The following is a 12,131-nucleotide window of genomic DNA, read 5'->3' on the forward strand; positions in this document are numbered from 1 at the left end:
GGATAATGGATAATTACCTCTCTCTAAAAACTATCCCTGATCAGCAACTCCTGAAAACCTTGTGGTCAGAAGGGGAGCAGGGGAGAAGGGAGGAAAGAATCATAGTATATAGAAAAAACTACTTAAGTTATCAAAAAAAACGTACTTTTTCATACACTTTTTTTCTGACAAAAACCTTTTAAATACTTATACATAACTTGTCTATTTTGTAATTTTTTATGTTAAGAAAGATGTTGATAAAGCATAGCCCTAAAAGGGAGAGGATTGACTAAAGGGAAAAAAACAATTTTTTTCCCTTGAAAGAGGAAGCTTTCAACCTGAATTATTTAATCATTTAATTATTTAATTATTTAATTATTAATTATTCGGTAATAGGGAAGAAGAATAAATACTCTCTCAATGTAGATTTTATGAGGTTGATTAAATTTAGTAAAAATTTTATATCTGAGGTCTAAAATTTAATAATTATTCAATTAATTTTTAGTGAAAAAAAATATATATATTTCACAATATGTGAAAATATAAATATGCAATATAAGCGTTCATCCATAGCTGAAATTGAAAAAAAGGAATAAGAAAAAAGAATAAATATTTTATCTATCTAGCTTTTATTAGGCTTGTAAGATACAGTAAAAAAAATAATACCTGATTTTTCATAGCTATAAAATTAATTTTTAGCCAAATAAATAAAGTAGAGAAAATTATTCATAATATAAAGTAGTAAAAATATAACTATGCAAGACCATCGACCATCCATCACCAATCAAACTGATTTATTAAAGACAGAGTCTAATTTAGACTCTAATAAAGATACTATAACTGACACCAAAGAAGAACACATGAGAGATTTATTTGCCAGAGAAGCACTTGCTCAAATTCCTAAAATATTGACCTTGTTAGACCGCAATTATCATAGTCCTACCTATGGTTGTTTCGACCGCAATTTTTGGCATTACAAAATTATAGATTTTCCTAGTGGCATGGCTCAAGAATTCGTCTTACCTTTAGCCTTAGCTTATAACTTAGATATTCCTAATAATCAATTTTATTTGCAAGAAATGATATATAAATGGGCAGAAGCAGGCATCTTATATGCCGCCCACACTGCTCATATTGATGGTTCTTGTGATGATTATTTCCCTTTTGAAAGAGCTAGTGGAGCAACAGCTTTTTCTTTATTAGCTAGTATTGAAAGTTATCAAATATTGGGATTAAATAACTATGAAGTACTCAGCTTTTTTGAAAAACGAGCAGATTGGTTAGTAAATCATTATGAAAGTGGCAATTTAGCTAACCATGAAGCATTAATTGTATTGTCCTTAGAATTGTTGAGTAAACTATTAGAAACCTCAAAATGGGAGGCAACTAAAGCAGCACGTCTGGAAAGATTATTAAGTTGGCAGAGTCAGGAAGGATGGTTTACAGAATACTCTGGTTTTGACCCTGGTTATCATACTTTAACTATATCTTGTTTAGCCAGAATTTATGAATTAAACCCCAGTGAAAAACTCAAAAATTCTATTACTACAGCAGTAGAATTAGCTGCTCAATTTATTCATCCTGATGGTTCTTTCGGTGGTGAATATTCTAGTCGCAATACCTATAACTTTTTTCCCCATGGATTTGAATTAATAGGTAAATGGTTGCCCGCTGCTTTGTCTATTAACGACCAATTTTTAGTAGGCTTAAAAAATGGTTTAGCTCCTTGTTATGCAGACGACCATATTATCGGTCATCATACCTGGAATTATTTCTTAGCATGGCAGGATTTTATTCAAGAAAGACCTGCTGATGTGAATCGCGATATTGCTAGTCTTTGGTTAAAAGAAGCTCAAATTTTGATTAAACGCAGACCTGGAACAGAATTATATGTAAGTATGAAAAAAGGTGGTGTTTTTAAGCTATTTTGCGACAAAAAATTAGTTGTTTCTGATACTCATTTATCACTCCAAGTAAAAAAAGGAAATAAAATCTTAAATGCAGTTAGTCATTTAACTGGGGATTATGATGTAAAAATATCTCAGGATGAATTGGTTATTTCTGGTAATATGGGTTGGGCAAAACAAACTCAAATGTCACCTTTGAAGTTAATCATTCTCAGGTTTGTCATGTTAACTTTTGGGCGTTTTTTCCCCAATTTTATTCGGAAAATATTACAAAAAATTCTGATTACTGGCAAACAAGATGCACCTTTCCACTTCACTCGCCACTTTAAGTATGAAGATGGAATTTGGTACATTACAGACGAACTTTTTGCTAAATCTTGGTGGGATGTAATTAGTGCAGCTATTGGTTCCGACCAAACTTCTATTTATGTTGTAATGAGTCGCACTTTTCAAATCAATCAATTACAACCTTGGTATGATTTAACAACTGAGATTAAAAAACTTTCTCCTGGTCAATCTTTGAAAATTGAGCGCAAGTTTTAACTTGATTTATTCTTACAACTTCGCTTTTTATTTCTTACTTATATAAACTCTCATAAAATCTTGCTATAATCAGGAAATAGGAAATAGGGAGAAAAAAAAGGTTTCATAATAATATGGAACAGGGAAAAGAGAAAAAAAAGTTGTTTTATCACTAATTAAGCGCCCATAAAATGGCAGATTTAAAGCGCAATATTATTAGTGAAAGAAAAAAATGTTTTTAACTTTTAACCTTTGTGATATTATATGCGAGTAATTTAACAGTTCGATCAGGAGTCCCCAATTAATATTATGTTTGCTTGAATACCTAATAAATATAAATAAAGACAGCTACTTATAAGGATAAGGAGAATTGTATCCGTTTCATGTAAGTCAAAAGTAAAAAATTTAATATTTTATTGATAATGCACTGATTAGGAGATGGTATGATACTAATTATCAATTTTTTCATCATGTAAGAAAGTGAATTGATAACTTAATTTAACTTTTATTTGTTACCCATTCTCCACTCTTATTGAATCTCCCTCAATAATTACAGCACTTTGTCCGGAGAGTGAGGTACAGTTTATTAATTCTCTGTTGCCTGTTGCCAGATGAGCTGTTGCCTAAAGTCCTAAAATTTTTACCTCACTAACTCCGAAACTGCTGTAAGAAAAATGGTATTATCTATTAGCAAAAAATCAAAGGCCAATGACAGAACAGTCATCAACATTTGCTTTACCAGAGGCTCTATTAAATAAGTATGATTTTGACCTTGCTGATGAGACTTCTGAGCAACTTATTACTCGTTGGCACAATAAGTATCAAGTAGAGTGGCTTCTCTTAGCAGTAGTTGAGGCACTATATCTTGGACGTTACAAAGCTGTCTGTGTTGAGCAAATCTTGACATTATGGGAACGTCGTGGTCAACCTGTCTATCATTTCAACTCTGAATTTCAAAATATTATTACTAAAAATATTCTCACAAATTTAACATCTCAGATAGATACTCAGTCTTTACAACCAGAGAAACTACCTAGTTTATCTGAATCCAAACCTCCTGAGTATTCTACATCTACATCAGTCGATCCATCCTCAAACCCCTTCAAGGCAAGCTCAAAAAATACAGCTCAAGACCTGGTAGAGCATATTCCAGTAAAAACAAATCAGTCTAAGATCAAACACACTGATTTTTATACTAAACTAAAAGCATTTGTAAAAAAAAGTCAAGCATCGCGATCGAATCAGAGCAAACCCGATCGAGTTAAATAGACAGAAGCATCGCAGAAAATAGAAAGTACACAAGAGCAATGAAATAGGTTAATTCTTGCTACAGATGATTGATGAGAAGATGGGGAGATGGGGAGATGGGGAGATTGGTATATTTGCACAATTTTTTGTATTTCATATAACTAATTAGGGCTTGCTGATTAAATATCAAAGCATTGACTGATATTGGTTTCAGCCTTTTTTTGCCTTGAAAAAGTGCAAGCTTTTCGGTCGCTCAAGCTCAAAAAGCTAGTGTTTTGGGGCGATTATGGCAGAAAAATCACTCTTACAATTTTTCCGACTACCTCCTCTACAATTCCCCGTTCCTCCTGTCTCCTGTCTCCAGTATAGCTGTCTCCTACCCCTACTAAAAGACTTTTGAGCGCAAACCCTAATTAAACGGACATGATATAACATATTAGGGTGAGTTTATCAAGTAAGATACAAATAACTCACCCCTACAGATTCTTCTTTGGAGATGTTTTCTGACGATCAAGCAACCAATATGATCCAGTTTAATTTTTCACTCGGCGAATTTCTGAGCAAAAAGAAGCTAGAGTAAAACCTAATGGTCTTTTAACTACACTGGTGCGTAACCGTAAATTAGGCATCAAATACCAGAAACGTTCCTCCGCGTATAAATCTTCCGACTCAGTAATAAATGTTAAAACATCATCACTCCCCATAATATATCGACCACTGATATTTGTACTCTTACCATCCCCTTTATCCTGCAATAATCTACCTTGGTGGGGGTCGTCAGAATTAGGAATAACTATCAACATTGTTGCACCTATATCTTTCACTTGCTCTCGGTTGATAGTACCATTCCAGTTAATCTGCAACCCTACTAATTGAGCTACACTTGGGTCAGTTTGATGTTGTTCGCACAACTTGATTACTGTGGGATTTGTTTTTTCTAATATTTCAACATTTACTTCTGATTTGCCTGCTTGCAACTCCCCGGAAACTAAATTGTGAATCGTGCGTTGGGAAAACCATTGACCTGCACTCAACTGCAAAAATTCGATAATGTCCATTAACCTGCTAATAGTATTAATTCTGAATCAATACTATTGTTGCACTGATTGGCATATATGGCACTTATATCATGTGCCCCTTTCTAGGGGAGTTGCGCTAACGATTGAATACCAATAATATCTGTGAAGGTCAATGGGTAATAGGTAATTGGCACGCTTCTCAAACAGCTTCAAATTTTGGAATTGCAGCGAATGTTACTATTATATCTAGAGCTACTAACTACTAAATTTTATTATTACTGAAATAAAAACATTATATATTTTAGCCTCTAGTAGCTTTTCTCTATTGAATGATCTATAATAGATGAGATATTAGGCTATTAGAGTTAGAAAATAATATCTTAATTATTAACTTGAATATTTTAACACTCATAACATTAAATAATTATGTATAATATTGTCAATCTGTATTTTTTTTTGATGTTACTAATTTTCATCTAAAGGTTGATTTTCATAAATTCAAATAATAGTGATCGCATATTTTCAGAACAACTGTAAAAAATAATTATTTCCTAGCTAAGTTAGCCACAATAGACATAGGGATAAAAAAGACAAGCTATAATAGGGGATTTAAACCCAAGCTTTTAGCACTCTGAAAACTGTTTGCGGAGCATTCCGGTACGGAAATGCTGAAATGCTGATAACTAATTAATTGATTGGCTGAAGATGTCTAATCAACAAAAACTGTAATAAGCAAGCAAAGAATTTTTATTATCGCAAATATATTTGATTTTCTTAGGAGGTAAAAAAATCAAAAATCAAACTATAGCTTGATCCCAGCAACAATAGATGAATCAAAAAAGAGAATTCAATTGGACTAAAAAACCATAATTGTGACGATAACTCTTTCCAAAAACATCAAATTGTGGTAGATATTAAGGTTAAGCTATGCTATTAAAATTATTATATATCACTAAATATGGTATAAGTCAAGGGTACTAAACTATGCTCATAGAGATATTAACCCTTTTTGCGGGTGCAGGACTTGAACAAGCAACCAGTGTCACATGGCATTGGGTAAGTAAGTGGGCAGCAAAGAAAGCTGATGAAAAGAATCAGGTAATACAGACAGCGTTAGTAACTTCATATTGTAAGGCTTTACAGGTAATTCGTAAAGAATCTCAAAAACTATCCCAGTGGAGGCAAGATAAAGCTGAAATTGAAGGCAGACTAACAGAAATGGAGAAAGATGCACTAATGATACTAGATTTAGTGCAAACACACAAGCAAAGAATAACTCATCTACCTCAAGGTAGAGAAGAAGAAGCAATAGTGAAAGTCGTGATGTCTAGACTGCAAAGCAAAGATAAGTGGCTCAAACACGCTCCAAAAGAATTATCTGTGCTAGTGGAAACTAAATTAGTGTCAATTACAGTCCATCAATTTCGCCACGAGCTGAGAACAGAAAGTACAGTATTTCAAGCCTTAGTACACGATATGCTAGCAACAGCAGGTGAAGATATCAGTTGTCTTGTTGATGTGACCAACAAAATAGAGAGAAGAGTCGATCAATTTGTTGGTGACTACCGTCAAGATATAGACAGAATAATTGCAGGTATTGGTGGAGCTAATACTCACTTAGAACAGTTAATATTACTGCTGCGTAAACAGATGCAACAATGTCAGGTAATACCTGCTGACTTTGCTGCATTAATAGCAGATAAAACTGAAGGATTTTTGGGACGGGGTTTTGTTTTTGATGCCATTGAAGATTTCATCCATAACCAATCTAAAGGATATTTTATCATCGAAGCAGACCCAGGAGTAGGCAAAAGTACAATCATAGCCGAATATGTACGTCGCACAAGTTGTCTTGCCTATTTCAATTTATTATCAGAAGGTAGAACTAGGGCTGAAGATTTTCTTAAGAGTATCTGTACCCAGCTAATTGAAGGCTATAACTTGCCTTATGAACTACCATTACATCCGGATAACACTAGCAATGGCAACTTTCTATCAAAACTACTAAACGAAATTAGTGCCCAACTAACACCAGGAGAAAAACTCATAATTGCAGTTGATGCTTTAGATGAAGTCGATTTAAGTAGTCAAAGTGGAGCGGCTAATGTGCTTTACTTACCAGCAAACTTACCCAATAAAGTTTATTTTCTGCTTACTAAGAGGTCTGACCCACTACCGTTAGTCATTTCGGCACCGCAGAAGATTTTTGACTTAATGATTTATCCTAATGAAAGTCTAGAAGATGTCAAACTATTTATTCGTCTGCGCACAAAACGACCAGCAGTAAAAGAATGGATCGAACAAAGAGGCTTAACATTAGAAGAATTTGTCGAATCTATAGCCAGCAATAGTGAAAATAATTTCATGTACTTAAAATATGTACTTGATGATATTGAGCAAGGTAACTATAGAGATATTAACTTAGAAAGTTTACCTCAAGGTTTAGAGAAATATTACGATCAACACTGGCATCGAATGAAAATGAATGTCAAACCATTGCCTGTAACTAAATTAAAAGTCATATATTTCTTAACAAAAACTCGTAAACCAGTATCCTGCAGAATGTTAGCAAAATTTAGTGGAGAAATTTCCTTAATAGTTCAAGAAATTCTGGATGAGTGGGCACAATTTCTGCGAATTTATCAAACAGAAGGAAAACCAGTTTATAGCATATATCATGCTGCATTTCAAGACTTTCTTTACCGAAAAGATATCGTCCAAGAAGTAGAATCATTAATTGAAATCGAAAGTATGGAAAAACAAATCAAAAATAATTTGTTAGGAATGGTTTACAAAAATGCCTAAAAAGGAGTAGGGGATATCCTCATTCTCAATATTATCAGAAAAGTTCGCTCTTCTTGAAAACCACGTCGCTCCAGCGCGTGGATGAAAAGTGAACGGACGACTTGAGTCGCCGTTAAATATCTTAACAAAAAATACTTCGTTTTTCTTAACATTTTCTCAGTCAATTATGCTATAATACCAAGCATAAAGATGGTAAGGTCGGGCTATGATAATTTATGAGTTTAAAGTGAAAGCAAAAGAATTCCAATATCGTGCAATAGACGAGGCGATTAGGACATCTCAGTTCATTCAAAACAAGTGCTTGAGGTATTGGATGGACAATAAAGGTGTAAGCAAATATGACCTTAATAAACATTGCGCTGTATTAGCTAAAGAATTTGCTTTTGTTAATGAACTAAATTCAATGGCTCGACAGTCTGCGACAGAAAGAGCTTGGAGTGCGATTAGTCGATTTTACGATAACTGCAAGAAGCAAATACCCGGTAAAAAAGCGGTGCGACCCCGCGACGACGACAGTCGCAAGGGAACGCGCACCAAGAGAGGTTATCCTAAATTCAAAAAGTATTGCCGTTCTTTAGAATATAAAACGTCTGGCTGGAAGATATCTGAGAATAGGAAAGCGATTACATTCAAGGACAAAAAAGGTATTGGTAAGCTTAAGTTGAAGGGAACTTATGACCTTAACTATTATCAACTAGACCAGATTAAACGAGTTAGGTTGATAAAACGTGCTGATGGTTATTATTCCCAATTTGCTATTAAAGCAAATGTTAAAGTTGAAACTGAGCCAACAGGAAAAGCAGTCGGTTTAGATGTTGGCATCAAATATTTCTTAGCAGATAGTAATGGCAATACTGTAGAAAATCCAATGTTTTATCGGCAATCGGAAAAGAAGTTAAACCGTGCTAATCGACAGAAATCCAAGAAGTACAAAAAGGGCGCAAAACCGCAGTCTAAAAACTACCATAAAGCCAGATGTCGATATGCCAAAAAGCATTTAAGAGTAAGTAGGCAGCGAAAAGAATATTGCCAGGGAGTAGCATATTCCGTGATTCAATCTAACGATTTGATAGCCTACGAAGACTTAAATGTTAAAGGCATGGTAAAAAATCGACATTTAAGCAAATCAATCAGTGATGTTGGATGGTCAACTTTTCGACAATGGTTAGAACATTTTGGAAGAAAGTACGGCAAATTAACTATTGCTGTATCGCCACAAAATACTTCTCAAAATTGTTCTAATTGCGGTGGGAAAGTTAAAAAGTCTCTATCAACTAGAACTCATATTTGTCCTCATTGTGGCTATGTAGAAGATAGGGATATTAATGCAGCCAAAAACATCCTAAAAAAAGCGCTCAGTACCTTGGGGCACAGGGAAGCTAATACGCTTGCGGGAGATTTGCCCTCTGGCTTGGTTGGCTTCGGCCTGTCAAGTGATGGCGAGTCGATGTTCGCGCAGCGTTGCGTCAGCAAACCAAGAATCACCGTCGCGAAGAGCGCGGGGAGTGTCAAAAATGTATAAAATGTATAAGCACTAAAGCTAAATTAATTGTATATTTGATGGTCATATTAAATAGGTGGGCAAAATTATTTTTATATCTACTGCTCAAGCATACAAGTATATTTTTTTCCCTACTCCCTGCTTAAAGATGTTAAATTAATTTTGCACAGATATCTATTAGTTTACATCAGTATAACAAGGAAATTGAAATGGGTGAGTTTAGAGAAAATTTAGCTCAAATGCCCCTAGAAGATCAATACTATCTTTTAGAAACTTTACCAGGTTTTCTCGTGAGTGAATCTGATACAGAGCAATTGCATCGCTTACTCACAGATTTTGATTTTATCGAATCAAGACTATATTTATTCGGAGTAGAATATCTATTAAATGATTATGAGGAAGCCATGCATTCTAATGTATGGACTTCAAGTGAAAAAGTTAAAACTCTAAAATTAATTCAAGGGGCAATTGAACTATCATCTCATATTCTTGTGGAAGATAAAACGCAATTACCAGGACAATTGTGGGGGCGACTGCTATCTTTTGAAATACCAGAAATTCAGAAAATGCTACAACAAGCAAAATCCTGGAACCGGACACCCTGGTTAAGACCAATGGCACCAAGTCTCACACCTCCAGGAGGTAGATTACTACGCACCTTCATCGGTCACACTGGTTGGGTAAATGCAGTAGTTGTCACCCCTGAAGGATTGGTGATTTCTGGTTCTGCTGACAATACTCTCAAAGTTTGGAACCTGGAAACAGGGAAAGAAATAGCAACCTTAACTGGTCACAAGGCGAGAATTAGAGCTATAGCATTATTAAATGATAAATGGGTGGTTTCCGGGTCTGATGACTTCAGCATCAAAATTTGGAACCTAGAAACAACTAAAGAATTGATCACACTCACTGGTCATACAAGAGGAGTAAGAGCAGTGGCAGTATTACCAGATGGTAGAGTAGTTTCCGGTTCTTCAGATCATACGATTAAAGTCTGGAATATTGAAACACAAAAAGAAGAAATTACCCTCACTGGTCATAAAGGTTGGGTCAATTCGTTAGCAGTATTATCTGATCAAGAAATTATTTCAGGCTCATCTGATCGCACTCTCAAAATTTGGAATCTCCAGACAAAAGAAGAAGTATTGACACTAAAAGGTCATACGGGTGGTGTGAGAAGTGTAACAACACTTCCAGAAGGACAAGTAATTTCCGGTTCTTCTGACAACACAATTAAAGTTTGGAATCTGCACAGTCAAAAAACTATTTTGACATTCAAAGGTCATACCAAAGGGATAAATGCAGTAGCAGTAGCTCCAGACAATAAGGGAATTATTTCTGCTGCTTCCGACAATACTCTCAAAGTTTGGAGTCTCCAGACAGAAGAAGAGTTATTTGCTCTCAAAGGTCATGCTGATTCAGTATATGCAGTTGCAGTTTTACCAGATGGACGCATAATTTCAGGTTCTGATGATTTTACTCTCAAAGTGTGGAGTCTTGATACCTCTGAAGAACTACCTCCCGCGATCGGGCATACTAATAGGGTGAATGCAGCAGCAGCGCTGCCAGGTCTACAAGCAGTATCAGCATCTTGGGATCACACAATCAAAGTCTGGAGTTTCAAGACAACCAAATCAGTTTGTACTCTTAAAGGTCACACCGATCGAGTCAATTCAGTAGCTGCATTACCAGGAAAACGTATTATTTCAGCTTCTGATGATAACACTCTCAAAATTTGGAGTTTGGAAACAGCAAAGGAATTGTTGACGATAGAAGGTAACACTAGATGTATTTTTGCTGTGGCAGTTACACCAGAGGGTAAACGAGCGATCGCCTGTTTGTCTGACCAAACTCTAAAAGTCTGGAGTTTAGAAACTTTACGGGAAGTTTCTACTCTCATAGGACATACTGACTGGGTAAGTTCAGCGATTGTAACACCAGATGGTAAACGAGCGATTTCTGGGTCTTTTGATAAAACTATTAAAATTTGGTGCTTGGAAACTGGGAAAGAAGTTTCTACTTTAGTCGGTCATAATGGGTGGGTGAAAGCTTTGGCAGTAACACCAGATGGCAAGCGAGTGATTTCTGGGTCTTTTGACAAAACTATTAAAGTTTGGTGCTTAGAGACTACAGAGGAACTATTTAGTTTGAGCGGTCATACTGACTGGGTAAGTTCAGTTGCAGTAACACCAAATGGTAAGCAAGTGATTTCTGCATCTGATGATCATACTCTCAAAGTTTGGGACTTAGAAAAGCGACGGGCGATCGCCCATTTTACAGGAGAGAGTTCCTTAGAATGTTGCGCTGTGGCAGAAGATGGAGTAAAAATTATTGTTGGTGAAGCCTCTGGAAGGGTACATTTTTTAACATTAGAAAGTTCTTAGGTCGTAGGTCGTAGGTGTAAGCTCAAGATCGAACACTGGAAACGGAGCAGAAATTTGGGATATTCCTTCAAGAGCGCTTCAATATAACATTTTGATTATACTTAATCATCCAGACATGGTCATGGCATTATACAAATTTGATAAATTTTTGTTACAAATAGCTAGGCTATTTCTTAGGAGTCAGTGGTAGGGCAAACGGCCGTTTGTCCGTACAGGTAGGGGAGATGTCGGATTGGCGACGTACAGAATGAATGGCTTCTATACCATTTTTTAGGTTAAAACTTATCTTTTTCATCAAAGGGATATCTTTGATAAAATCTTTTAATCACCCCCAATTATTCGTAACATTCTTTTTTTAAATTGGTATTAGAGGGAGTAGGCAATAGGGGGAAAATCAGGCAAAGAAGGATAGAAGAGAAAGTTTGTCGAGGATGAGATTAACTGGACATGATATTACAGAGCGATCGCTTAATAGACATCTCTATAAAAGAGGGAAAACCGGATAAATAATTGAGAATCTATGGATAATAATTGATTTTATTTTTGATTTTTGGAGATGTCTAAATAATCTCAAAATAACTGGCTTTTGATCGAATATTACTGCGACCACCCGATAGAAATCAATGTATCAACATCATTGTTGTTTTAATAGTTATTGTTTTAGTAGTCGCAATGCTTGAATTGCCAGGAATAAAAAACCCACCGATCCTAATGCAGTGAGAATTTGGGCTACTAAACTAGGTGTTAATATTTCACTCATAATTGT

At 35.3% G+C, this 12,131-nt stretch carries 8 protein-coding genes; 6 read left to right on the plus strand and 2 right to left on the minus strand.

Annotated features, from left to right (window positions below):
• The first annotated feature begins 839 nt into the window (after nucleotides 1–839).
• Nucleotides 840–2,429, plus strand: a complete 1,590-nt coding sequence (locus tag F6K18_RS17310; RefSeq protein ID WP_287522560.1) for a hypothetical protein — start codon at nucleotides 840–842, stop codon at nucleotides 2,427–2,429.
• Between the two features lie 687 nt (nucleotides 2,430–3,116).
• Nucleotides 3,117–3,677, plus strand: coding sequence for a hypothetical protein (locus F6K18_RS17315; protein WP_287522476.1), 561 nt, complete (start codon nucleotides 3,117–3,119; stop codon nucleotides 3,675–3,677).
• Between the two features lie 246 nt (nucleotides 3,678–3,923).
• Here the strand turns inward: F6K18_RS17315 and F6K18_RS17320 are convergent, their stop codons facing one another.
• Both F6K18_RS17320 and F6K18_RS17325 read right to left on the minus strand, forming a co-directional pair.
• A complete protein-coding gene (locus F6K18_RS17320; protein ID WP_287522478.1) occupies nucleotides 3,924–4,091 on the minus strand; it encodes a hypothetical protein in 168 nt (55 codons plus the stop codon).
• 98 nt (nucleotides 4,092–4,189) lie between these two features.
• A complete protein-coding gene (locus F6K18_RS17325; protein WP_287522480.1) occupies nucleotides 4,190–4,714 on the minus strand; it encodes a phycobiliprotein lyase in 525 nt (174 codons plus the stop codon).
• Nucleotides 4,715–4,818: 104 nt separating this feature from the next.
• Between F6K18_RS17325 and F6K18_RS17330 the strand changes: the two genes are divergently transcribed.
• The 4 genes from F6K18_RS17330 to F6K18_RS17345 all read left to right on the plus strand — a co-directional run bounded on the left by F6K18_RS17330 (nucleotide 4,819) and on the right by F6K18_RS17345 (nucleotide 11,365).
• Nucleotides 4,819–4,941: a hypothetical protein gene (locus tag F6K18_RS17330; protein WP_287284463.1), complete on the plus strand. Its 123-nt coding sequence runs from the start codon at nucleotides 4,819–4,821 to the stop codon at nucleotides 4,939–4,941.
• Nucleotides 4,942–5,659: 718 nt separating this feature from the next.
• Entirely contained in the window at nucleotides 5,660–7,480 is a 1,821-nt protein-coding gene (locus F6K18_RS17335; RefSeq protein ID WP_287522482.1) for a hypothetical protein, read from the plus strand.
• Between the two features lie 205 nt (nucleotides 7,481–7,685).
• Nucleotides 7,686–9,002, plus strand: a complete 1,317-nt coding sequence (locus F6K18_RS17340) for a transposase (protein ID WP_287522484.1) — start codon at nucleotides 7,686–7,688, stop codon at nucleotides 9,000–9,002.
• Nucleotides 9,003–9,190: 188 nt separating this feature from the next.
• The gene (locus F6K18_RS17345) at nucleotides 9,191–11,365 is read left to right on the plus strand and encodes a hypothetical protein (RefSeq protein WP_287522486.1); all 2,175 of its coding nucleotides are present in this window, start codon (nucleotides 9,191–9,193) and stop codon (nucleotides 11,363–11,365) included.
• Nucleotides 11,366–12,131: the final 766 nt, after the last annotated feature.

Source organism: Okeania sp. SIO2C2 (assembly GCF_010692625.1).
GTDB lineage: Bacteria > Cyanobacteriota > Cyanobacteriia > Cyanobacteriales > Microcoleaceae > Okeania > Okeania hirsuta.